A 22,036-nucleotide genomic window follows, 5' to 3' on the forward strand; every position below is an offset into this window, starting at 1 on the left:
GCATCGTCAACCGGCCTTGTTGACCCGCATGTACCAGTCGACGAGCCGCCGCACCTGGCGCTCGGTGTAGCCCCGTTCGGTCATGCGCTCGACGAATTCAGCGTGCTGCTTCTCGGTCGCGCTGTCCTTCTTCGAGCCGAAGCTGATGACCGGTAAAAGGTCCTCGACCTGGCCGAACATGCGCTTCTCGATCACTTCCCGGAGCTTTTCGTAACTTGTCCAGGCGGGGTTGCGCCCGTTATTCCTGGCGCGGGCACGCAGGGTGAACTTTACAACTTCATTGCGGAAATCCTTAGGGTTTGCGATCCCTGCGGGCTTTTCGATCTGTGACAACTCGCCGTCGAGAACGTTACGATTTAGGATTTGGCCCGTGTCAGGATCCTTAAAGTCCTGATCTTCGAGCCAGGCATCCGCGTAAGAGATGTAGCGGTCGAACAGGTTCTGACCATATTCGCTATAGGATTCGAGATAGGCCTTCTGGATCTCGTGACCGATGAACTCCGCATAGCGAGCCGCGAGCTCCGACCGGATGAAATCGAGATAGTTCGCTTCGGTTTCCTTGGGAAACTGCTCCCGCCGGATAGCCTGTTCCAGGATATACATCAGATGAACCGGATCGGCAGCGACTTCCTTGGTGTCGTAGTTGAAGGTCTCCGACAGAACCTTGAAGGCAAAGCGGGTACTAACACCGGTCATGCCCTCATCGACGCCTGCGGCATCGCGATACTCCTGCAGGGACTTCGCCTTGGGGTCGGTATCCTTCAGGTTTTCGCCGTCATAAACCCGCATCTTTGTGTAGGACGGCGAGTTCTCGTGTAGAGCGAGGCGCGTCGCTACCGTGAAGCGACTAAGGTTCTCCAGCACCTCGGGTGCGCATGGGCTCTCGGATAGTTCGCTCTCGCGTAGCAGCTTTTCATAGATCAGCCGTTCCTCCGTGACACGCAGGCAATAGGGAACCTTGACGACCAGAATCCGGTCGAGAAAGGCCTCGTTGTTCTTGTTGTGCTTGAATTGCAGCCATTCGGACTCGTTGGAATGGGCAAGCACGATGCCGTGGTAGGGGAAGGCACCGAAGTTCTCCGTGCCGTTGTAGCTTCCTTCCTGCGTGGCGGTGAGCAGTGGATGCAGAACCTTGATCGGCGCCTTAAACATTTCGACGAATTCGAGCAGCCCTTGCGTGGTCCTGTTGAGCCCGCCGCTATAGGAATAGGCGTCGGGATCGGCTTGGCTGAAATTCTCGAGCTGGCGAATATCGACCTTGCCGACCAGCGCGGAAATGTCCTGGTTGTTCTCGTCGCCCGGTTCCGTCTTGGCAATGGCGATCTGGCGCAGCCGCGAGGGCATGAGCTTGACGACGCTGAATTTCGAAATGTCGCCGCCGATTTCGTCCAGCCGCTTGGTCGCCCAAGGCGATACCAAGTCGGTGAGCCGCCTCTTCGCAATTCCGTATTTGTCTTCCAGCAGATCTCCCATGCGATCGCGGCTGAACAGGCCAAGGGGCGACTCAAAGACGGGGCTTATCTTACCGTCGATGGCCAACGTGTAGATCGGCTGCTGTTCCATCAGCTTCTTGAGACGTTCGGCAAGCGACGATTTGCCACCACCAACCGGCCCCAAGAGGTAAAGGATCTGCTTGCGTTCCTCGAGCCCCTGAGCGGCATATCGGAAGTATCCGACGATCCGCTCGATCGTATCCTCCATTCCATAGAAGTCCGAGAAGGAGGGGTAGACCTTGATGGTGCGGTTGGCGAAAATCCGGCCGAGGCGCTCATCCGCGCTCGTGTCTATCAACTTCGGCTCGCCGATGGCAGTCACCATGCGCTCCGGCGCCGTGGCATACATGCTCCTGTCGTCGCGACAGGCGAGGAGATATTCCTGTAGACTTAACTCCTCTTGTGCTCCGCTTGCGTAAATTTTTGAAAAAAGGTCGAAAACATCGCCGTCACTAACTCTCATGGAACTCTCCCGCAGTCGCTGGAAGTCACGCGCTTCTCCTACGGCCACTTCTTTTCAACGAAATTGGGCCGCGTTTGTTCCCTGTATTTTTTCACAAAAAGGGCGCGTGCCCAACATTTTCTGCCGGAATGCCGTGACTTTCTGCATGCCGACGCCTATGCGGGCTTCTGAACCAGGTGGCGTGCTGGGCCTATGGACGCCGCGATCTCTATAACGAATTCCTTCGAAACCGCGCACCGGCAGCCGAAAGGGATTGGGCCTGATCTCCGACCGGCAAGAGCGAGTTCGCCAAGGCGATCCGCAATATGGCCTCCCGCTGGACGGCCCTCACGGTTTACACCACAGACGGGCGCGTAGAGATGAGCAGGCGGTCACCATCGAAAACCTGTTGGGGCAGAAAAGCTTAGCTTGCAAAGCAGCTATCGAAACCGATCTCGAACTCCAAGTTCTAAAGGCGGTAGGAATGTTTCCGCTTATTATAGGAATGATCGATCTCAACGGAGCCAACAACACCTGGTAAAAATGTTTCCTCTCACGCACCGGGCTTCCTATCGCGATGAAACGGCAATGCGCGCTTCTTGTCTGCTTTGGCCTTCTGGGGGGCAGCACGCCCGGCCAACTTTCTCCATTTGACGTCGATCTTGAGCTGGTTCTTGCCGTTGATGTCTCCTACTCAATGGAGATCGACGAACAACAAACGCAACGTCAAGGCTATGTGAATGCATTTCTCCAGCCCGAACTCGTCAATGCAATACGGAGCGGACCTGTCGGCAAAATCGCAGTGACATACGTTGAGTGGGGCGGTTCTGCTGTCCAGATCATACCCTGGACGCTGATCGACGGCCCCGGCACTGCGGGTCAATTCGCAGATGCTCTGCGCCAGCAACCGATGAGAAGGATATCATTCACTTCGATTTCCAACACACTGGCGTTTTCCCGAAACCTCTTTCTCGTTAACCCGTTCCAGGGAATGCGACGCGTGGTCGACATATCGGGAGATGGGCCGAACAACGCCGGTGTGCCGGCACCCGTTGCCCGTAACTCGACTGTCGCCCAAGGCATCGTGATTGATGGACTGCCCATCATGTTGACGCGCCAGGATTCCGCATCGATTCCGGACCTCGACGCTTATTATGAGAATTGTGTGATCGGTGGAGATGGGGCCTTTCTGTTGAAAGTCTCAGATCCTGGCGACTTTGCGGAGGCTATTCTCAGCAAGCTCATCGTCGAGATACTTGGACCGAGCGTGAGCGACCTGCAGCGGTTCGAGCCACTATTGAAACGCGTCGACAACCGAGCAGACTACAATTGCTTTGTGGGCGAAGAAATGCAGGAGCGCCGCATTGGACAATAGTTCTGTGCGCAGAGATGTCTGCTGAGGTTCCGACGTCTCAATCCACTCGACTTGAACGGAATAGAACCGACGGCCCCGAGAAAGCTGCGTCGATAACGTCTAGGCGTCGTCAAACGCGAACGGCCACATCTGGGCGCCATGCAAAACACGCAGAATGCGAATCCTATCGGCCGTCACAACACAGGCGGCTATGTACGGCGTATGTGGAATAACCAGCTCCCGGGTTCCGGCAATCCGACCAGGACGCCCGCTTTCGGGAAAATCAAGAAGACGGCGCACCGCGCCAACAATCTCCTCGTCGACGTGTACAGCCACCCTCGGGCTCTCTTTTTCGATATAACTGAAGATGGAGTCCCGATCGTCAAACGCATATTGCGCCCAGACAAGCCTTATCGATCAACCGCTCCCGATTTGCGCAAGGCTGCCGCCCGTCGCTCGCGAAAGTGCGCTTCGGCGTCAGCATCATCGAGATCGGGCCTGGTGTCCTCGAGAGCCTGCAATACTTTCGCACGGAACCATGTGTCGTGTGCCTCGCTGTGGCTGACAAGTTCCAGCGGAAGGGCGCCTTCATTTGCTGTCCGAGTTAGCAATATGCGCACAGCATCCGAGACCGTCAGCCCCATGTTTTCTAGAACCGCCGTGGCGCGCTCCTTCACATTGGCGTCAATCCGGGTCTGGACAAGTGCATTCGAGGCCATGTGCAAATCTCCTTCGCAGTGACAATGTAATGCATTTGCACCACAAATTCCAGGGGACATCTGACGTCGCGCCGGTCCCGACCAGACTTTATGCGATTTTGAAGGCCTGAATATCGGCAGCATGGATGAAGGTCTCCTTTACCCAGGTGCGGGCATGAGCGCTTGCGGAAAGGTCTCATGGATCGGATCGGCGAGCAGCAGGCGAAGAAATGAGCGGCGGATCAACACTGATCGTCGGTGAAGAGACCCCGTCTGAGCGTTCGAATTCACAGATGGGGCGATGATGCTTCTCTTGAGCGTGATAGCAATCGCGCCGCAAATCTCCACCTGGGGAAATCTGCGGTTGAGAATATCCTCGCGGGCCTGCCGGGCCTGGGCAAGCGAGTACTTCCGAGCCGTGATGGTACCGAAGATACCGTTGGCCATGCCGCGAACAATTCGTCGGCGACCTGCTGCAGGTTATCATTCGTAACATGCTGGACAGTACTTCCATGAGGTTACCCCGTTGGGCTACCGCATCGGCCCAACAGAGGTCGAGAACGCTTTGATGGAACATCCTGCGGTTCTGGAAACTTCGTTCATCGGGAAGCCTGATCCCGTCAGGACCGAGCTCGTCAAGGCATTCGTGGTCCTTAAGGACGGATTTAAGCCCTCGGCCGAGTTGTGTGACGAAATCAGCCTGTTCGTAAAGCGGCGCCCAGCAGCTCATACCGATAAGAAAATGACGGCTGAGATGGTCGCGACTCCAGCGGTGCTGCCTGCAATTCGTCGAGCAGGACGGAGACGAAACGCTCTTCGCGACGGATCGGCGTCAGCTCGACGACGGATCGCGGGACTTCATCGGGACCTTTCAGATCGGGAATAATCGAAATACTCATGATCTGCCTCCTGCTCATCGGTAGCGGAATGCAATTTACTGCAGAACCTAGGGATACTCAGGTCAGCATATTTGCAAGCCGCCTTGCAGACCCCAGCGCCAGCGTCCATCCGAGCATGCCGTGCCCCGCGTTGACGTAGACGCCGCGGATATTCCGTGAAGGCGCAATGATGGGCTGGGAGGACGGTGTCATGGGGCGCTCACCAGACCAGTGGCGCTCCCATTCCGCTTGTCCAAAACAACCGGGCAGCACGGCACTTGCCGTTTCCCGCAGGACGGCAAAACGGTCAGGGGCGAAACCGGAACCGGACGTCTTGATATCGGCCAACCCGGCGACGCGGAACCGTTCGCCGATCGCCGCGAAGGCGAGCTTGCGCTTCACATCCGTCAGGCTGACGCGCGGAGCTCCTTCCCTCCATGGCACGGTCAGGGAATAGCCGACGACGGGTTGAATCCCTCGCGCTTCCGGCAGTGCGGCGGCGAGCGTGCGGATCAGTGGCCCAGCCGTAACGACGGCGGCATCGACCGGGAGCGGATCGCAATCCGAAAATCGGACAGCCGAAAGTCGCCCGGCGTGCTGCTCGAAGCCTGCGACCCGTCTTCCGAAGCAGGTCGATACGGCGTACCTGAGCGCAATAGCGTGCGTCAGTTGCCGGCAGAACGCCGCTGCATCGCCAAGCGCGTCGTCGGGTGTATAGACAGCACCCGCGATCTCCCCTTGGTAGGCCTTCAAAGCCGGCTCTACCTCTTCGGCTTCCGATCGCGACAGCACGCGCTGATCGAAGCCGAGCCGCCGCTTGCGTTCGACGACGGGCAGTGCGGCGGAAAGGCTCGCCGCATCCGGATAGAGATGCAGTTTGCCGGCAACGCGGTAGTCGAAAGCGAGATCTGCCTCCGCCAGAAGCAATGCCAGTTCCCGCCGCGATTCATCGGCGAGTCTCAGAATTTCGCTCGTATTCTTCCACCAGCGCCTGGACGGCGTGTTGGCCAGAAACCTCAAACCCCAGAGCAAAAAGTCCGGATCGAGCCGCAAACGGACGCGGAACGCCGGATCGCGATGAGCCAGGATGGCTGGCAGATGCTTCAGGAAGGCGGGTGATGCCATGGCATCACCGTAAGCCCAGGACAGTTGCGCCGCATTGGCCGCGCTCACTCCCCTCCCCGGCTCGGCTTCCGCGTCGATCAGCGTGACGCGATGTCCGGTCCGCGCCAGCAGATAGGCCGATGAAACGCCGACCACCCCTGCCCCGATAACGGCGATGTGCATCGCTTCAGTCCTCCACCTAGCCAAGTAGCGCCGTCAGCTCGATCTCCACCGGTGCGCCGCGCGGCAGCGACCCGACGCCCACGGCGATGCGCGCATGCGGCCAGCACTGGGGGAAAATCTCGCGCAGCAATTCAGAGGCCCCATCGACCACCACCCCATGCTGCGTAAAGTCGGGGGTGGCGGCCACGTAGCCGGCAAGCCGCACGAATCCCTTCACCCGATCGAGCCTTCCGGCGATCCGCTCCAGCTGCGCGAGCGCATTGAGAAACGCCCAGCGGGCGCATTCACGCCCTTCCTCAAGGGAAATCCCTTTTCCCAGATGGCCCGTTCGAAGAACGGTCTTGTCCTTCAAGGGCACCTGGCCGGATACCGTCACGGTATTGCCAGCCCTGATCGCACCGACAAAAGCGCCGGGAGGCGCGGAAGCCTCCGGCAAGGCGAGACCGCGCGCGGCGAGACGCGCACGCACGGAACAAGGTGTTTTCGGAATGCCATCCTTCGCGGCGCACTCGGCGCTCCGCTCCACGAACGTGCTGAAGATCCCGCGGTCGAGATCCGTCAGGCGATACTCGGGGTGCCATTGAATGCCGAGGCAAAAGCCCGGAGTTTCCCCCTCGAAGGCCTCGATCACCCCGTCTCGAGCACGCGCGGTGACGCGGAACCGGCCCACGCCCGTCAAGACATGCCGATGCAGGCTGTTCACTTCGGCCTCGACGCCGCCGAGAACCTCGGCAAGTACACTCCCCGGCTCCACCGATATTTTGTGGGCAAGCCGATCCGGTATGGCACTCGGCATGTGTTCTACGGTTTCACCGCACGAACCGGGCAGGCTCCTTGCAAAGGTGCCGCCCAACCATTCGCCGATCAGTTGCATGCCGTGGCATATGCCGAGAAGGGGCTTTCCTGCGTTTACCGCATGTTCGACGAGCTTCAGTTCGAACGACCGCCTCTCGGTCTCCCCTTCTGCGCCGGGGGTTGTGCCGGTGATCAGCACACCGTCGGCGAGATCAAGCGCCGTGGCGATCGCATGCGGTTCATAGGGAAGGATCAGCGGCATGCCGCCCGCCTCGCTGATCGCCTCGGCATAGTTGGCCCTCACCGCATACGTCTTCTCGGTCGGGATGCCGGTCGGGTTCTCGATATCCGGCGTCATGAGGATGACGGCGCGCCGTGCCCGGCCGCCTCCGTGTGTAGAAGTAGTCATTGTCTTGTCTTTCGATGGAAGCTAGCGGGCCGCGGGAGGAGCAAGCCGCTTGGAAAGAAGCGAAAAAGGCCAGGCGATCAGGAAGTAGCAGAGCCCCACAGCCACATAGATCTGTAAAGGCAGGAAGTATTCCGTCGCCATGGCACGGCCCGTCAGCGCCAGCTCGTCCACCGTGATCAGCGATGCGAGGGAGGAATCCTTGAGCAGCGAGACGAAAGTGACGATGAGTGGTGCAATGCTGATGCGCACCACCTGCGGCAACACGATCAGCGTAAAACTCTGATAGGGCGTGAAACCGACGGCGAGCGCGGCTTCGCGCTGGCCGGCGGGGATTGCCATCAGACCGGCCCGAAACAGTTCCGCCACCTGCGCGGCGAAGGCGAGCGCCAGCGCGAGAACCGCTGCGGTGAAGGCATCGAACGTGACGCCGGCACCCGGCAACCCGAAATAGAGCAGGAAGAGAATGGCAAGAAGCGGTACGCCGCGGACGGTTGCAACGTAGAGCGCCACGCCCCGTTCGAGCCACCGCCACCGCGTGTTGCGGCAAACCGCCAGCAAGAGCCCGAACACCAACGATAGGGCAAAGGCGCAAATCGAAAGCAGGGCCGTCTTGCCCATCGCTTCCAGAAGCAGCGGCAGCCATTCTCCGGCATTGTCGACATAGGGCTGGATGAACCTGTTCATGCCTTCAGCCTCCCGTACCGGTTTTCAAGAATACGGATCGCCTGCATCAGCGGCAGGGCGAGCGCGAGGTAGAGCAAGGCGACCGTGGTGTAGATCAGCGTGGTCTGGAACGAAGAGGTCACCATGGAGCGCGCGTAAAACATGATCTCGGGCGCGGCGATGGCGGAAACGATGGACGTATCCTTGAGAAGCTGCACGGCATAATTTCCAAGCGAAGGCAGCGCGATGCGCATTGCCTGAGGGGTCAGGATGTCGAGGATCGTCTGGAAGGGTGTGAAGCCGACTGCGAGCGCCGCCTCGGCCTGGCCTTTCGGCAGAGCCGCAAAGCCCGCGCGGAACAGATCACAGGTGACGGCGCCGCCGATCAGCCCCAGGCCGAGGATCGCCGCGGCAATGGACGAGAGCCGAAATCCGATGCTGGCCAGCCCGAAATAGAGGATGAACAGGTGAGTCAGCGCCGGAATGTTGCGCATGATCTCGCAATAGAGGTCGATCAAGGCGTGCAGCGCGCGCCGTTTTCCAAACTGCCGCACGAGGGCGAGAACGAAGCCGAGAGATACGCTCAGGAGCAGCGACACCAGCGTGACGACGACGGTGACGCCAGCCCCGGCGAGCAGCCCTTCCAGGATCAGAATGAAGGTCGATAGTTCGGTCATGGCACGCCCTCAATGCCGGATCTGACGGAGAAAGGCCTGGGTTCTCGGCTCCCGCGGAGAGAGGATCAGTTCGCGCGCCGGCCCCCCTTCGACGATCCTGCCTCCATCCAGGAACAGCACACGATCGGCAATGTCGCGGGCAAAGGCGATCTCATGCGTCACGATCAGCATGGTGCGCCCTTCTGCAGCGAGTTCCTCCATCACCTTCAGCACTTCATGCACCAGTTCCGGATCGAGCGCCGACGTCGGCTCGTCGAACAGCATCAGCTTGGGCTTCTGGGCGAGTGCCCGGGCGATGGCGACCCGTTGCTGCTGGCCGCCGGAAAGCTCTTGCGGCGAGGCGGCGGCGCGATGGGTCATGTGCACCTTCGCCAGCATGTCGAGCGCCAGTTCCCGCGCTTCCCTTGCCGAAAGACCCCGCACCTTGCGCGCGGCGATCGCGACGTTCTCCGTGACGGAGAGATGCGGCCAGAGATTGAAGAGCTGGAAGACCATGCCCATTTCGGCCCGCTGCGGCGCAAGCTGCCGGTCGTTCATCGGCCGGCCGAGACGAACGCCGATCCGCTCGCCATCGAGATGGATTTCTCCCGCGCTCGGCTTTTCCAGAAAGTTCAGGCACCGCAGGCAGGTCGACTTGCCTGAGCCGGAGGGGCCGATCAGGGCGATCTTCTCGCCCGCCGCTACTTTGAAATCGATCCCCTTCAGGACCTCGACCGGGCCATAGCTCTTGGTGAGGCCCGTCACGCGCAGGAGCGGATTCATGGCATTCCCCTTTGTTTGATTGAGACGGTGCTGGGCGGTAACCGCATGCGGCAACCGCCACGGCTTGCGCGTCAGCCGCCTGTAGCGCAGAAGGGCAGCTTGTAATTCGCCGGGCGATCGACGCCGGCACGGAAGTTTTCGCCGGCCGGCGTGTACCAGACGTCGGCGGAAAGGCCGTAGCGCTCGCCGATCGCCTTCATCTCGCAGGTCTTCCACATCTCCGCGATGATGGCATCCACCTTCTGGCGCAGGTCGTCGTTCTTCTTGTTGAAGCCGTAGACCACCTGTCCGAGACCCGTGAGCAGCGGAAAATCGGGGTTCGTGTCAGTGAAGGCGAGGAAGTGCATGCTCCAGTCGGGATTCTGCTTGATCGCATAGGACACGACCGGAGGATCGCCGATGACGGCGTCGATGCGGCCCGCGATCAGGTCGCGCACGGCGGCATCGGACGTATCGTAGAGCGACAGTTCCAGGCCCTCGATCTTCTTCAGCTCCGGCACAAAGGAGAAGCCGGTGATTGTGCCGACCTTCTTGCCTTCAAGGTCGGACAGCTTGTCCCAGTTCGTCTTCGACGACTGCATGATGCCGTTCTTGAAGTAGTGAATCGGTTCGGAAAGGCTCATGATCTGCGTGCGCTTTTCCGTCCAGCCCATCGTGCCGAGCATCACGTCGACGCGGCCCGCCTCGACCGAGGCGATGGTGCCCGACCATTCCATCAACCCCGGCTGAACCGGGAGGCCGAGCTTTTCGGCGACCTTCTGCATGATTTCGCCGTCATAGCCGATCAGCTTGCCGTCCTGCCAGCCGGAGCCGGGCATGTCGCCGGTGAAGGCGACCGTCAGCTTCCCCTGCTCGGCCAGTTCAAAGGCCTGCGCTGCAGAGGAAAATACCGAAAAGCTCCCGCCTGCCAGCAGCGCGCACACCACCAGCCTTCTCGAAAGAGAAAGTGTCATCTGTTCGATCCTTGAAGTTATTGGTTCCCCGAACCGGTCGCGTTCACCGACCGGATGTTGCATTCAACGCAGACCATGTTGCCACCGATGGCGGTCCGTGAATTTTAAAAAACAGACTTTTTCTTTGAAAAATGACACGGGGCCCTCCATAGTGCCGTAGCGGAGGGCGCTCCCATGACTACACAGGACGATGCTTCGCGCGTCGAAACCGATGCCGACTATATTCATTGGCTGGACAGCCTCTGGGCGGAGAGGCTGCTTGCTGCGCGCGACCGCAAGCCTGACATTTCCGTTGGCATCCTTCTGTGGCCGACCTTCCCGATGATGTCGCTGACGGGCGTCGTGGAGCCCTTGCGTCATGCGGCGGATTTCGCCGACAATTCCCGCCCGCTCCACTGCCGTTGGTCGATCATGGGAAAGCCCGGCTATGAGGCCGTGGCGAGCTGCGGAATACGCGTTCAGGCCGACGCGCCCTACATCAACCCCATCGACTTCGACTACGTTGTCGTCATCGGAGGCCTGCTTCCACATATCCAGACCTCACCTGCCTCCCATCGCGACTACATTCGCGTCGCCGCTTCTGCGGGCGTTCCCATCATCGGTGCCTGCACTGGTTCCTTCGTCCTGGCTCAGGAGGGGTTGCTTGTGGGACGAAGGGCCGCCATCCACCCTTTTCATGCGGAAGATTTCCGGGTGGCGTTCCCACGGCAACCCTTTTCCACCCGGGACGACTTCCTCATCAAGGACGGCCGCATCACCGTACCGGGTGGTGTATCCGTCCTATCGCTGATGACCGAACTCATCCGCAATCACTGCGGTCCCGACAGGGCCGCGAAGGCCGTTTATCAGCTCTCGCTGACCGACCAGAAAAACATGAGCGTCTTCGACCACGAACGGGCATCCTCGTTTCGACATGTCGAAGACACCCGGGTGCAGAGAGCCATCGTCCTGATCGAGAGCCGCAAGGGACGAGATGTGTCGCCAGAGCGCGTTGCCGCCATCGTGGGCCTGTCGCCTCGCCAGTTCACACGCCTGTTTCAGGAACATATCGGCATGACGCCGAAGCATTTCATTCTGGAAACAAGGCTGCGCTACGTACGCTTCCTTCTGGACAACAGCGTGATGGCCGTCACTGCGATTGCGCACGAAACAGGCTTTTCCGATTCAGCACATCTGGCGACGGCATTCCGCAAGAAATATCAAAGCTCGCCAAGCGAATTCCGACACAGACGCGGTTGACAAGCCCATTTACCCATTACAGGACGGATGCCCCTCCACGGGCCGTCTCCTTGATCTCATCGATCACCTGCTGAGAGCAACGTTGATTGGCCTGTTGCAGAGCACGGCGACATGCGCCTCGTCTTCGCGATGCTCTTGCCATTCATTGTCATTGGCCTGCTGCTGACCGACGAGGACTAACGGACGCTTCCATGTCCCCGCTGCGCGGCTCGCGGAAAATTGACAGGTCTGGCCCATGCCCAACCGGCCATGCGGCCGGCGGGCATGCGAGATCACGTGTTGAGCGATTTCGCGATTGGCAAGACGCGGATCCGCTTGCCGAGCGCCCTGTAGGCGGCATTGGCGACTGCGGGGCCGATGGGCGGAACGCCGGGCTCGCCGATGCCGGAGGGCGGATTGGCGGAGGCGACGATGTGAACTTCGACCTTTGGCATCGCATCGATCCTCAGCGGCGTATAAAGGTCGAAATTGCTATGGTCGACCTTGCCGTCCGTCAGCGTGATCTCCTCGCCGAGTATCGCACCCAACCCAAAGCCGATTCCGCCCTCCACCTGGGCGCGGACCTGGTCCGGATTGATCGCCAGACCGCAATCGACAGCGGCTACGACGCGCTCGACCTGGATCTGGCCATTTCCGTCAGTCGAGACCTCGGCGATCTCGGCCACAACGGAGCCGAAGCTCTCGGCGATGGCAACCCCTCGAAAACGCCCCTCGGGCAAGGGCTTCTGCCATTCCGCCTTTTCCGCCGCCAGCTTGAGGACGGTCGCGTGACGCGACTGCGGCTCAAGCATCGAAAGACGGAATTCTATCGGATCTCGCCCTGCCGTCTCGGCGACCTCGTCCAGGAAGGTTTCGGCTGCGAAGGCGGTATGGGTCGAGCCGACGGAGCGCCACCATAGAACCGGAACGCCGACCTCAGTGGTGGTCAGACCCACCGTCTGGTTCGGAATGGCATAAGGCAGATTGTTGGCCCCTTCGACCGAGGTCGGGTCGACCCCATTCTTGACCATTCCGTCGAACGCAGTCTTCGCCATGATGGACTGGCCGACGATGTGGTTGCTCCAAGCAACGAGCTTTCCGTTCTCGTCAATGCCGGCCTTGAGGCTATGCACATAGGCGGGTCGGTAGCGACCCGCGCGCATGTCGTCCTCCCGAGTCCACTGTACCTTTACCGGCGCGCGGAAACCAAGGGCCTTGGCCACATGCACCGCCTCGACGACGACATCACCGTCGAACACGGCCCGCCGGCCAAAGCTGCCGCCGGTCTTCATGACGTTGAGGCGCACCTTTTCGGGGGCAACCCCAGCCACCTGACCGGCGAGCATCTGGTATACGTCCGGGAACTGATGCCCACCCCAGACCTCGAGCGTGCCGTCCGCGTTCATGCGCGCCACGGCATTCAGCGGTTCCATTGCGGCATGCGCGAGATAGGGGAACTCGAAACTTGCCTCGATTACCTTCGTTGCGCCGGCGAAGGCTGTTTCGGCGTCGCCATCGTTGCGCGCGAGCGCGGCCGGCGTCTTCTTCGCAAGGTCGCGATACGCGGACATTAGCTCAGCCGTGCCGCGCGTCTCCGCCGCCCTTTCGTCCCAATTGACAGTGACCGCCTCGCGGCCCTTGATCGCCGCCCACATGTTTTCGCCGACGACGGCAATGCCCCGAGGCGTTTCGACGACGTCGATCACCCCCTTAACGGTGCGCGCGGCCGAGGCGTCGAAGGACTTTGCCTTCGCGCCGAACAGCGGCGGATGGATCATCACGGCGGTCAGCATGCCGGGAAGCTTGATGTCGATCGTGTACTGCTCGGTCCCATTTGCCTTACGGGCGCTGTCGAAACGCTTCAGCCCGGCATTGCCGATGAGCTTCCAGTCGCTCGGTTGCTTAAGTGCCACGTCCGTGGGCACCGGCATTGTCGCCGCCTTTGCGGCAAAGACACCGAAGCCGCCGCTCTTGCCGGACGGATGGGCAAGAATGCCGTTCTCGACGGTGATCTCCGCCGCGGCAACACCCCACTCGGAGGCAGCAGCAGCGACCAGCATGGAGCGGGCGACCGCACCCGCCTTGCGATAGCGCTCCCAAGAGGACGCCATCGACGTGGACCCGCCGGTGCCCTGAAAGGCGCCGCCAAAGGCGATGTTGCCGTAGGCCTTCACATCGCCGGCAGCCCCTTTCACGTCGATCGTCGACCAGTCGGCATCGAGTTCTTCCGCCACCAGTGTGGCAATACCGTTATAGGAGCCCTGGCCCATCTCGAACTGCGACGAAAGTACGATCACTTTTCCATCGCCGTTGATCGTGACGTAGGGGGAAAAGGCATGTGAAGCGCTCGTCGTCGCTGTCTCGCCCGCTACAGCCGGGGACGCGGGCAGGAGGCGAAAGCCGACGACCATACCAGTACCTGTGGCAAGAGCACCAATGAGGAACTGCCGCCGCGATGCCTGCACTTTCGCGGCGGGGAGGGAAACCGATTGCATGAGTTTGGGCAGCATGGCTTTAAGCCTCCAGGCGCTTAGCGGCTTCGTGGATGCCGGCTCGGATTCGGTGATAGGTGGCGCAACGACAGAGATTGCCTGACATGGCCGTGTCGATGTCCTCATCGCTCGGCTTCGGATTGTTCGTCAGGAGGTCTGTCGCCGACATGATCTGCCCAGACTGGCAGTACCCGCACTGCGGCACGTCGAGATCGGCCCAGACGGCCTGAACCGTTTCCGTGACCTTTCCCTTCAGGCCCTCGATGGTCGTCACCTTTGCCCCTTCGATGTCACCGACCAAGGTCTGACAAGACCGAACCGGCGAACCGTCGACATAGACCGTGCAGGCGCCGCATTGCGCCATGCCGCAGCCGAACTTCGTCCCTGTTAATCCAACTAGATCGCGGATCACCCAAAGAAGCGGCATATCCGCCTCGGCTTCGACCGTGTGTTCGACGCCGTTGATCGTTACAATTGCCATGGTGTTCTCCTCGCGTTCGGGCGCGTGGTCTCGGGATGCGTATCCGGAAACCCCGCTTCACACGCCGCGGCCATCGCCAGACCGCCGGCTGCAGCTTAGAAGACCATCCGGCATGCTGATAGGTTCGATCCTGTCGGATTATTGCCTATTCCTCTCGGCCTGACGAAATTGTGATCATAGCTAAGGATGCGCCGGCGCGCCCGACGGCCACGCTCTGCCTGTGCTCGGCAGCCCGTCAACCGATGGAGTCGCGTCTTTTCGAGTCGCTGGAGCTCAGAATTGCCTTGATGTCTCTAAGCGGCGGATGACCGAAGGCGCGCCGATATTCCCTGTTGAACTGTGTCTGGCTTTCGTAGCCGACGCGCAGCGCGGCTGTTGCGGCATCGAGCGATTCCGAGAGCATCAGTTCCCGCGCATGATGCAGCCGCAGGTGCTTCTGGAACTGCAGCGGGCTCATGGCTGTCATGGCGCGGAAATGGTGGTGCAATGTGGATACCCCCATGTTCGCAATCTCCGCGAGTTCTTCGACGCGAAGCGGCCGGGCATAGTTTTCTTTCAGCCACGCTACGGCCTTTGCTACCCGGTTACTGTTCGTGCCAGCGAGCGCGAACCGCCGCAGCCGCGCGCCTTGCTCGCCGGTGAGCAGCCGATAGAGGATCTCGCTCTGGATTTGGTTGGCCAGGAACGGGATGTCCGCTGGCGCGTTCGCGAGCGAAATCAGTCGCGATAGGGCGTCGAACAGCTCCGGTGTGGCGGCACCGACCACGACGCCGAGATCACGTTCGGGTGCATCCGGCGGCTGTATGTCGTAATCGGCGATAATTCGGCGCAGCTTTTCGAGATCGAGGCGTAGCGTGGCTGCCACATAGGGCTCGTTTTCGCTCGCCTCGCAGATCTGGCCGGTCATCGGCAGGCCGATGGCGGTCATGAAGAAGCAGGATTCATCGTAAACAAGCGTTTCGTTACCGACGTGGACGCGCTTGCTTCCCTTGATGATGAGCGCCACGCTTGGTTCGGAGACGCTGGAAAACGGGCCGGCTGGCTCGATGATGCGATAGAGCGAAAGTCCCGGAACTGGGTGGCCGTAGCGAACGCCGTCCCATGGCAGTTGCGAGAGCATGTCGAGAATTCGCGCCCGAAGGGGCGCGGTTTCCTCGCGCAGGTCGCGTGGCTGCATAATCGTCTCGCTCGTTGCCATGCCCTGACTGTCCTCCGACCCGCCCGTCAAATTGGCTGCTTATCAAATTATTTTGATCTCGACAGGATTAGGCAACCATAATGCCGGAGCGCGTTGCGAGGCAGCCACCAACGCCGGTCGTTGGCTAGCTGTGACCAGAACGGACAACCTCCGGCGTGACGAGATCATATCCCTGCGTTACCCACGCCTATGAAACCTCGGATCATAAATGATGGTCGACCGCGCAGGCTCAACGCCAGAAGCGCTTCGTGTCAACGAAGGCGTCGTGCGCCTCCGCGGCGTCCTCAAGAAGCTTGGACTTGTCTTCGGCGTTAAAGAGATCCTTCGCGCCAGCCACGTCCGAAAGCTCCAGCGCTGCCAGCATCTCAGGGGCTGTGACGAGATCGTTGAGGCTGCCGAGCTGATCCTGCAGGCCCTCCAGCGCCGCGATGAACCGGCGATGGCGTTTGGCTTCCGCCTTGCTCTTGTAAAACGGTTCGAAGAACTCCGCCGCATAGCGCAGTTTCTTTGCGGCGATACGCACCTCATGGCGCGCCTCGTCATCCAGATCGGTGAGATTGTTGCCCCCCTTCGCCACCTTTTTCCAAAGTTTATCAAACACACCGCAGGCGAAGTCCCTTGACGACTGCTCGTGCAACGGCTTGTCCGATTGGTCGGTTCGCCAGTCTGTGATGGAAATCCACTCCGCGGCATCGATCATCAAGGAGCGGGCGCGCACCGAGGAGAGCGATGCTTCCACCGCCCCATAGGCGTCGTCGCGCGCGTCTTGAAGACGGCGTGAAAGAGCTTCGCTCGAAGCCCGGCCGATCATCACGTCGATATTGCGCGCATCGCCAAGTTCCGAGGCGAGCCATTTCAATTCTTCTCGCAGGTGGTCGAAACGGCTGTCGTCAAACCGGGATTTAGCGATCGAGCAAAGGGAGCGCAGCCGTCGCAGCGATACGCGAGCCTGGTGCAGGGCCTCGGCATCGCGGGACCAGCCCAGCGCCGTTTCATTGAGACGAAACTGTCTGAGACAGGCCGCAGCAATGCGCGCGAAAGCGGTTGCCACGCTGATGTCGGACGTGAGCGGGGTTAGCGACGCTTTCACCGCACCGGGTGCTGAGCCAAGCAGACGATAGCCTCGTTCCGCTTTGCTCAGCACCCCGAGATGCGCCGGTGTGATCAGATCGACCTTTCGGGCGAGTGCAAACAGTGCTGTCGGTGAGCCCGCCTTCTTTTCCAACTCGATCTCGCAGAGCGGCGCCTCGCGATCCGCTGCAACGACCTTGCCAATATCCAAAGCGACTTCGATTGTGGCGTCGCCATCCATCACATTCCAACGATGCCGTTTGACATGAGCCTCGAACAAGGGTGCGAGCTTTGGGCCAACTCCTGCAAGCAGGTCTCGGATCTGCGGGTCGTCGAGTACCGGTGTATCGCCGGCGACCGGTTGCTCCCATTCCTCGCGGGTGAACGCTCCGGCCGCGGCGCCATCGGTGGCCTTGACGGTTTGTATCCGTTCATTTCCCGAATGCCGGATGCGCAGCGACAGGCCGCGCTTGAACAGATCCCATCCGGCGGTATCGAAATAAATGGACACCTGCTGAAGGATGGTGGGCGAGGAATCGAACGGATTTTCCTTCAGGAGCGACCTCGCACCCGAATGCGAAAGCTCGAGCTTCAGTTCCGTTTCCTGCATGACGGCCTCGGCGCAGCGTGGCTTCCCCGTAATCGAAGGGCCGCATGGTGCGTCACAAGACTGTCACAAACAACCTTCCGCCTCTAGTTATGTCGAGCGGGATACGGGGAAATGAAACACACCAGCCATCCTTCGCCTCGCTTATGAGGCTGTGACTTGGTGCACTTGTCGCCTGGGTGAGCGGCCCATGACACGTTTATAGGCTGTGCTGAAGGCCGCCTCGGAGGCATATCCGACAGAGTGGGCGATCATTGAAACCGATTGGCCGCCTTCCCTGAGCTTTCGCTCTGCCAGCCACATACGCCATTCCGTGAGATAACTGAGTGGGCCGACGCCGGCGATCGCCTTGAAGTAGGTGGCAAAGGAGGTCCGCGACATGCCTTTGCGAGTTCCGGCAGGTGCCAGTTGCGGGCGGGATCGCGGTGCATCAGGCTCAGGGCGGGCGCGAGTTTCGGATCGCAGGCAGCCCGTAGCCAACCGACATGGACGCCGCGCTCCTGCGAAAGATAGCCGCGCAGCAACTGCAGGAACATGAGATTGGCAAGCCCCGAACGCGCCGCAACGGTTCCAGGAACGGTGGACGTCGTCTCCCTTACAAGCTCTTCGATCAGCCATCGCAGCCGGCCGGTTCCCGTCTCGCCTGCGCTCAGATGAATGACCGGTGGAAGACTGTCGATAAGGAGACGGCTGCCTTTGGACGCGAATTCGAGATGGCTCCCGAGATAGAGCAGGTCGCCGCCTTCACCCAGATGCGCGAAGGTGGATCGCCCTTCGTCGAATACGACCAACGCATCCGCTGGAGGCAAAGCGGGGTCGCTCGCGACCGTAAAGGCCGCCTCCGCGGACAGGAGGAAGACGTCGCCATTATTCAGATGGAAAAGATCGGGAAGGCCATCGACAGTGACAAAACACGAGCCATGGGCAATGGCAAAGAACTTGACCTTCTGCGGCGGCGGGAAACGGATGGCCCATGCGCCCCCGGCCGAAAAGCCGCCGCTGTAGACGACGCGCGTTTCGATCAGCGACAGGATCGCGGATAACGGATCAGCGGTCATGTTCTGAACTATGGCGAAGGAAGTGCGGACGATCAAGCATTCAAAGTCAGCGGGGCCAACAGTATCTCAGTCGGGTCTAAAACAGGAGACCCAAACATGTCTAGCATGCAACGGCCTATCAACTCCGGCTTCACTGCCGCCTCCACCACCTCGGACGTCATCGCCGGCATCAGCCTGGTCGGAAAGGTCGCCATCGTCACCGGCGGTTATTCCCGCCTCGGTCTCGATACCGCCAGGACGCTCGCGCCCGCGGGGTGCTGAAGGCTTTACCGTCGATGCCAGCCTGATTGCCGCCGACGCCAACAAGCAGCGCTCGATATCTGGCGCGGAATGGAGCGCGCAAGATGCGGAGGCTATGTTCGTGTCTCCGCCTCTCCCAATGAAATAATGAACTGCCTGGGGGATTGGCAGAGAGGTTCGTTCATGCAGAGGTCGAACCTGCATCGGGAAATCAGCAACTAAACCAAGTCACATCCAGGGCATGACCAAGGCTCAGCCCCGGCGGTTGCTATGCATATCAAGCATCTGACGGGCATGGTGGGCGCGGACCGCGACAAAGGCTTCCCATATCCGCCGGACGGCGCTGTGCGATCTCGGATTGGTGTTTGCACGCATTGTAAGATCCTCGTTTTTCTATCGATGATTCTACAGAGCGGATGCCGGCCGGGGCAGTGCCAATTGTGCATTGCTGCTTTGCAGCGCGTTCGCCGCTTGGCGATAGGGCCGGCAGGTGGTTAAAGGGTATAAACCCTTTGCGAACATGCCCCGATGCACATTCCCATCAAGCCGATTTTCGTGTTCCACACCGCCGCGCGCGCCGGCAGCATTTCGCGTGCCGCCAAGGAACTAAGCGTAACCCCATCGGCCGTCAGCCAACAGATCCAGACGCTCGAGCAGCAGCTCGGTGTCGCCTTGCTGGCGAAAGCCGGCCGCGGCATCGTGCTGACCGAAGCCGGCGAGCGATATTTCTCGATGATCGCCGATCAGGTCGAGCACATTGCCGAGGCAACTGCGACAATCAAGGGCTTCCGCTCCGTTACCAGTCTTACCGTTCGGGCAACGCCGACGCTTTCAAACAAATGGATCCTTCCCAGGCTTGGATCGTTCCTTGACCAACAGCCGGATCTGGAGGTGCGCCTCGACGGTACAAACGAGCCGACCGATTTCGGCCAGGAAATCGTCGATATCGAGCTTCGCCATGGTGACGGACGGTGGCCCGGTCTGTTTGTGGAAGGGGTTGCTGAAGAGGAATTTCTACCCGTCTGCTCGCCGCATTATGCAGCCGCCGGCAGCCTGACACCGGAAGAGCTGCCAAAATTTCGACTTATCCACTCTGCGAAATCCCAGGCCCAGTGGACGACGTGGTTTCCCTTGGCGGGCGTGACGCCCACCGATCGCTGGCAAAGGGTATTGTTCGACCGCAGCCACATGGCGATCGATGCTGCCGCAGGCGGAATGGGCATTGCTCTGGAAAGCACGCTCATGATGGAAGAGGAACTCGCCTCAGGCCGCCTGGTCTGCCCGGTCACGACCTATCCGACGGTTCGATTGGTGACCCAGTGGATCGTCTGCCCCTTCGACCATCTGCGAAGAAAGAAGGTCCGCATCTTCCTCGATTGGCTGCGCGCCGAGCGCGATGCCTGGGCGGCAAGGCGCTGAGGGTCAGTAGCCGTCTGCTGCCATGCGATCGAGGTGTGTCAGTGCAGCCGCCACGATGGCCTCGGGCGGCAGGCGAATATCCAGCGTGATGGTCGCCTCATCCTCCCCAGGCGGCTCAAGGGTCGACATCTGACTTTCCAATAGCGAGCCGGTCGCAAAATGCCCCGGGCGATTGGCAAGCCTCTCGCCGATCAGCTCCGGGGTGCCGATGAGATAAAACATCGGAAGCGCACCGATCTTCGCACGCAGGAAATCGCGGTAGCTGCGCTTCAGCGCCGAACAGGCAATGATCACGGGACTGCCGCTGGCGCACAGCGCGGCTTGTGCCACTGCCCCCAGCCACGGCCAACGATCGGCATCCGTAAGACCGATGCCCTGGCGCATCCGTTCAACGTTCTCGCGGCTGTGAAAGTCGTCCGCTTCGATGAACGTGCCGCCGAGGGCAGCCGCGAGCCGGTTCGCAATTTCGCTCTTTCCCGTCCCCGCAATGCCCATGACGAGGATATGACCAGCCTGCGCCCATTGAGGGCACAGGCCCGAAACCGCATTGGTCATCTTCAATACATCCCCAGCAGGCGGATCGGGCCGAGCGTGAGGATCGGGAAAAGCACCAGCGCAAAGATGGCGAGCGTCAGCACCGCCATCGGCGCCAGCGAACCCCGGATGACATCCTCGACCTTCATGTTGGCCACTTGCGCCGCAGCGAACAGGCAGACGCCAACCGGTGGCGTTACCAGACCGAGCGTGAGCGTCATGACCGTCACGATCAGGAAGTGGATCGGATCGATGCCCAGTGCCTGCACTGGCGGCATCAGCACGGGGATGAGGATGAACATCGCCGGGATCGCTTCCATGAAGATGCCGATGATGAGCAAGAAGACGAAGATCACCAGCATGCCCGTCAGCGGGCCGAGGCTCATGGCCTTGAGCAGTTCGGCCACCTTCTCCGGCAAACCATCATAGGTGAAGATCCAGGCGGCAAGTTGCGAGGTGGCTGCGATGAAAAGGATCGTCCCGGAGATACGCGCCGTCGAAATCAGGATTTCCGGGAGCTCCCGGACCGGAAGGGTTCGATAGACTAGAAGGCCTAGCACCGCGACATAGACGACGGCGACGCCCGCAGCCTCGGTGGGCGTGAACAGCCCGCTCGCGATTCCGATGATGAGGATCAGCGGGGTCAGCATCGGCAGGATGGCGCGCAGGCCCGTCACCACCACAAGGCGGAAGTTGAACGGCGTCGGCGGGTTGTAGCCGTAATAGACCGAGTAGAAGTGATTGAAGACCAGGAAGGCAAAGGCGATGAACAGACCCGGCACCAGGCCGGCGACCAGCAGCGTTCCGATCGAAACATTGGCGATCGAACCGGCAATGACCACGAGAATGGACGGCGGAATGATCGAAGACAGCGTCGCAGTGCAAAGCGTCATGCCGACGGCATAGCCTTTCGGAAAGCCATGCCGTTCCATCGCCTTGATCTCGATTGCACCGACGGACGCGATGTCAGCGACCGAGGACCCGGAGACCCCGGAAAAGATCACCGACGAAATTACGTTGACATGGCCGAGGCCTCCGGGAAGCCAGCCGACGATCGCTTCGGCAAAGTCGAAGATGCGTTCGGCGACCCTGCCGCGCTCCATGACGGTACCGACCAGAATGAAGAGCGGCACCGCCACTAACAGGAACGAGTTCATCGAGGAGAACATCGTCTGCGAGAGAAGATCCATCGGCATGGTCGTGTAGAGCCAGAGCGTTGCGACACCGGCGAGTGCCAGGGCGACGGCAAGCGGTACGCCGAGCATGCTTAGCCCGAAGAAGGAGATAAGGAGAAAGAGCGACATGGA

At 60.5% G+C, this 22,036-nt stretch carries 23 protein-coding genes and 2 pseudogenes; 6 read left to right on the plus strand and 19 right to left on the minus strand.

From position 1 onward, the window contains the following. Positions 1–6: 6 nt before the first annotated feature. A complete protein-coding gene (locus AC244_RS22495) occupies positions 7–1,956 on the minus strand; it encodes a PrkA family serine protein kinase (RefSeq protein ID WP_053251054.1) in 1,950 nt (649 codons plus the stop codon). A gap of 253 nt (positions 1,957–2,209) precedes the next feature. Between AC244_RS22495 and AC244_RS22500 the strand changes: the two genes are divergently transcribed. Both AC244_RS22500 and AC244_RS22505 read left to right on the plus strand, forming a co-directional pair. Then, entirely contained in the window at positions 2,210–2,476 is a 267-nt protein-coding gene (locus AC244_RS22500) for a hypothetical protein (RefSeq protein ID WP_053251055.1), read from the plus strand. Positions 2,477–2,512: 36 nt separating this feature from the next. Beyond that, positions 2,513–3,310 (plus strand): DUF1194 domain-containing protein, encoded by a 798-nt coding sequence (locus tag AC244_RS22505; protein WP_053251056.1) that lies wholly within the window; start codon positions 2,513–2,515, stop codon positions 3,308–3,310. 99 nt (positions 3,311–3,409) lie between these two features. Here the strand turns inward: AC244_RS22505 and AC244_RS22510 are convergent, their stop codons facing one another. The 3 genes from AC244_RS22510 to AC244_RS22520 form a co-directional block, all read right to left on the minus strand. Then, positions 3,410–3,703: a type II toxin-antitoxin system mRNA interferase toxin, RelE/StbE family gene (locus AC244_RS22510; RefSeq protein ID WP_053251057.1), complete on the minus strand. Its 294-nt coding sequence runs from the start codon at positions 3,701–3,703 to the stop codon at positions 3,410–3,412. Further along, a complete protein-coding gene (locus AC244_RS22515) occupies positions 3,700–4,008 on the minus strand; it encodes a type II toxin-antitoxin system RelB/DinJ family antitoxin (protein WP_053251058.1) in 309 nt (102 codons plus the stop codon). Before AC244_RS22515 ends, AC244_RS22510 begins: the two co-directional genes overlap by 4 nt. Positions 4,009–4,146: 138 nt before the next feature. Beyond that, the gene (locus tag AC244_RS22520) at positions 4,147–4,434 is read right to left on the minus strand and encodes a hypothetical protein (protein WP_053251059.1); all 288 of its coding nucleotides are present in this window, start codon (positions 4,432–4,434) and stop codon (positions 4,147–4,149) included. Between the two features lie 121 nt (positions 4,435–4,555). Here AC244_RS22520 and AC244_RS38210 point away from each other — a divergent pair. Further along, positions 4,556–4,654, plus strand: a pseudogene (locus AC244_RS38210) (AMP-binding enzyme); the annotation flags it as partial. Positions 4,655–4,682: 28 nt separating this feature from the next. Here AC244_RS38210 and AC244_RS38215 read toward each other — a convergent pair. The 7 genes from AC244_RS38215 to AC244_RS22555 form a co-directional block, all read right to left on the minus strand. After that, positions 4,683–4,886: a hypothetical protein gene (locus AC244_RS38215; protein WP_053251060.1), complete on the minus strand. Its 204-nt coding sequence runs from the start codon at positions 4,884–4,886 to the stop codon at positions 4,683–4,685. Positions 4,887–4,943: 57 nt separating this feature from the next. Then, positions 4,944–6,152 carry an FAD-dependent oxidoreductase gene (locus AC244_RS22530; RefSeq protein WP_053251061.1) on the minus strand — a complete coding sequence of 403 codons (1,209 nt, stop codon included), beginning with the start codon at positions 6,150–6,152 and terminating at the stop codon, positions 4,944–4,946. Between the two features lie 16 nt (positions 6,153–6,168). Further along, the gene (locus AC244_RS22535; RefSeq protein WP_234717004.1) at positions 6,169–7,305 is read right to left on the minus strand and encodes an Atu1372/SO_1960 family protein; all 1,137 of its coding nucleotides are present in this window, start codon (positions 7,303–7,305) and stop codon (positions 6,169–6,171) included. A 72-nt stretch (positions 7,306–7,377) separates the two neighbouring features. Further along, positions 7,378–8,040: an amino acid ABC transporter permease gene (locus AC244_RS22540; protein WP_053251063.1), complete on the minus strand. Its 663-nt coding sequence runs from the start codon at positions 8,038–8,040 to the stop codon at positions 7,378–7,380. After that, a complete protein-coding gene (locus AC244_RS22545; protein WP_053251064.1) occupies positions 8,037–8,696 on the minus strand; it encodes an amino acid ABC transporter permease in 660 nt (219 codons plus the stop codon). The genes AC244_RS22540 and AC244_RS22545 overlap by 4 nt, the downstream gene beginning before the upstream one ends. Before the next feature lie 9 nt (positions 8,697–8,705). Continuing rightward, the gene (locus AC244_RS22550; protein ID WP_053251065.1) at positions 8,706–9,458 is read right to left on the minus strand and encodes an amino acid ABC transporter ATP-binding protein; all 753 of its coding nucleotides are present in this window, start codon (positions 9,456–9,458) and stop codon (positions 8,706–8,708) included. Positions 9,459–9,529: 71 nt separating this feature from the next. After that, positions 9,530–10,411: an ABC transporter substrate-binding protein gene (locus tag AC244_RS22555; RefSeq protein ID WP_053251120.1), complete on the minus strand. Its 882-nt coding sequence runs from the start codon at positions 10,409–10,411 to the stop codon at positions 9,530–9,532. Positions 10,412–10,585: 174 nt separating this feature from the next. Between AC244_RS22555 and AC244_RS22560 the strand changes: the two genes are divergently transcribed. Continuing rightward, on the plus strand, positions 10,586–11,650 hold the full coding sequence (locus tag AC244_RS22560; protein WP_053251066.1) for a GlxA family transcriptional regulator: 1,065 nt from the start codon (positions 10,586–10,588) through the stop codon (positions 11,648–11,650). 272 nt (positions 11,651–11,922) lie between these two features. On the opposite strand, the gene AC244_RS22565 is transcribed toward AC244_RS22560, so the two are convergent. From AC244_RS22565 to AC244_RS22585, 6 genes are all read right to left on the minus strand, one after another. Further along, entirely contained in the window at positions 11,923–14,139 is a 2,217-nt protein-coding gene (locus AC244_RS22565; RefSeq protein ID WP_053251067.1) for a xanthine dehydrogenase family protein molybdopterin-binding subunit, read from the minus strand. A 4-nt stretch (positions 14,140–14,143) separates the two neighbouring features. Then, positions 14,144–14,602, minus strand: coding sequence for a (2Fe-2S)-binding protein (locus AC244_RS22570; RefSeq protein ID WP_053251068.1), 459 nt, complete (start codon positions 14,600–14,602; stop codon positions 14,144–14,146). A 235-nt stretch (positions 14,603–14,837) separates the two neighbouring features. Further along, entirely contained in the window at positions 14,838–15,800 is a 963-nt protein-coding gene (locus AC244_RS22575) for an AraC family transcriptional regulator (RefSeq protein WP_053251069.1), read from the minus strand. A gap of 229 nt (positions 15,801–16,029) precedes the next feature. Next, complete coding sequence (locus AC244_RS22580) at positions 16,030–17,481, minus strand: inorganic triphosphatase (RefSeq protein WP_053251070.1); 1,452 nt, start codon at positions 17,479–17,481, stop codon at positions 16,030–16,032. Positions 17,482–17,622: 141 nt separating this feature from the next. Further along, positions 17,623–17,823 (minus strand): helix-turn-helix domain-containing protein, encoded by a 201-nt coding sequence (locus AC244_RS38220; protein ID WP_234717007.1) that lies wholly within the window; start codon positions 17,821–17,823, stop codon positions 17,623–17,625. After that, entirely contained in the window at positions 17,730–18,536 is an 807-nt protein-coding gene (locus tag AC244_RS22585; protein WP_234717005.1) for a cupin domain-containing protein, read from the minus strand. The genes AC244_RS38220 and AC244_RS22585 overlap by 94 nt, the downstream gene beginning before the upstream one ends. 96 nt (positions 18,537–18,632) lie before the next feature. Between AC244_RS22585 and AC244_RS36630 the strand changes: the two are divergent. Further along, positions 18,633–18,791, plus strand: a pseudogene (locus AC244_RS36630) (oxidoreductase); the annotation flags it as partial. A 513-nt stretch (positions 18,792–19,304) separates the two neighbouring features. Then, positions 19,305–20,195: a LysR substrate-binding domain-containing protein gene (locus AC244_RS22590; RefSeq protein WP_053251071.1), complete on the plus strand. Its 891-nt coding sequence runs from the start codon at positions 19,305–19,307 to the stop codon at positions 20,193–20,195. Between the two features lie 3 nt (positions 20,196–20,198). Here AC244_RS22590 and AC244_RS22595 read toward each other — a convergent pair whose 3' ends face one another. Together AC244_RS22595 and AC244_RS22600 are read right to left on the minus strand one after the other, a co-directional pair. Further along, positions 20,199–20,750 (minus strand): gluconokinase, encoded by a 552-nt coding sequence (locus AC244_RS22595; RefSeq protein ID WP_053251072.1) that lies wholly within the window; start codon positions 20,748–20,750, stop codon positions 20,199–20,201. Positions 20,751–20,752: 2 nt separating this feature from the next. Further along, on the minus strand, positions 20,753–22,033 hold the full coding sequence (locus AC244_RS22600; RefSeq protein ID WP_053251073.1) for a TRAP transporter large permease: 1,281 nt from the start codon (positions 22,031–22,033) through the stop codon (positions 20,753–20,755). Positions 22,034–22,036 lie beyond the last annotated feature (3 nt).

Origin of the sequence: Ensifer adhaerens (genome assembly GCF_001270265.1) — a bacterium.
Lineage (GTDB): Bacteria > Pseudomonadota > Alphaproteobacteria > Rhizobiales > Rhizobiaceae > Ensifer > Ensifer adhaerens_B.

Bases quoted from the DNA above. Each gene is read 5' to 3' on its own strand.
- AC244_RS22550 (WP_053251065.1), bottom strand. From the start codon at position 9,458: ATGAATCCGCTCCTGCGCGTGACGGGCCTCACCAAGAGCTATGGCCCG.
- AC244_RS22505 (WP_053251056.1), top strand. From the start codon at position 2,513: ATGAAACGGCAATGCGCGCTTCTTGTCTGCTTTGGCCTTCTGGGGGGC.
- AC244_RS22520 (WP_053251059.1), bottom strand. From the start codon at position 4,434: ATGGCCAACGGTATCTTCGGTACCATCACGGCTCGGAAGTACTCGCTT.
- AC244_RS22535 (WP_234717004.1), bottom strand. From the start codon at position 7,305: ATGACGCCGGATATCGAGAACCCGACCGGCATCCCGACCGAGAAGACG.
- AC244_RS22540 (WP_053251063.1), bottom strand. From the start codon at position 8,040: ATGAACAGGTTCATCCAGCCCTATGTCGACAATGCCGGAGAATGGCTG.
- AC244_RS22595 (WP_053251072.1), bottom strand. From the start codon at position 20,750: ATGACCAATGCGGTTTCGGGCCTGTGCCCTCAATGGGCGCAGGCTGGT.
- AC244_RS22570 (WP_053251068.1), bottom strand. From the start codon at position 14,602: ATGGCAATTGTAACGATCAACGGCGTCGAACACACGGTCGAAGCCGAG.
- AC244_RS22495 (WP_053251054.1), bottom strand. From the start codon at position 1,956: ATGAGAGTTAGTGACGGCGATGTTTTCGACCTTTTTTCAAAAATTTAC.
- AC244_RS22545 (WP_053251064.1), bottom strand. From the start codon at position 8,696: ATGACCGAACTATCGACCTTCATTCTGATCCTGGAAGGGCTGCTCGCC.
- AC244_RS22565 (WP_053251067.1), bottom strand. From the start codon at position 14,139: ATGCTGCCCAAACTCATGCAATCGGTTTCCCTCCCCGCCGCGAAAGTG.
- AC244_RS22530 (WP_053251061.1), bottom strand. From the start codon at position 6,152: ATGCACATCGCCGTTATCGGGGCAGGGGTGGTCGGCGTTTCATCGGCC.
- AC244_RS22585 (WP_234717005.1), bottom strand. From the start codon at position 18,536: ATGACCGCTGATCCGTTATCCGCGATCCTGTCGCTGATCGAAACGCGC.
- AC244_RS38215 (WP_053251060.1), bottom strand. From the start codon at position 4,886: ATGAGTATTTCGATTATTCCCGATCTGAAAGGTCCCGATGAAGTCCCG.
- AC244_RS22555 (WP_053251120.1), bottom strand. From the start codon at position 10,411: ATGACACTTTCTCTTTCGAGAAGGCTGGTGGTGTGCGCGCTGCTGGCA.
- AC244_RS22590 (WP_053251071.1), top strand. From the start codon at position 19,305: ATGCACATTCCCATCAAGCCGATTTTCGTGTTCCACACCGCCGCGCGC.
- AC244_RS22575 (WP_053251069.1), bottom strand. From the start codon at position 15,800: ATGGCAACGAGCGAGACGATTATGCAGCCACGCGACCTGCGCGAGGAA.
- AC244_RS22580 (WP_053251070.1), bottom strand. From the start codon at position 17,481: ATGCAGGAAACGGAACTGAAGCTCGAGCTTTCGCATTCGGGTGCGAGG.
- AC244_RS22515 (WP_053251058.1), bottom strand. From the start codon at position 4,008: ATGGCCTCGAATGCACTTGTCCAGACCCGGATTGACGCCAATGTGAAG.
- AC244_RS22560 (WP_053251066.1), top strand. From the start codon at position 10,586: ATGACTACACAGGACGATGCTTCGCGCGTCGAAACCGATGCCGACTAT.
- AC244_RS22600 (WP_053251073.1), bottom strand. From the start codon at position 22,033: ATGTCGCTCTTTCTCCTTATCTCCTTCTTCGGGCTAAGCATGCTCGGC.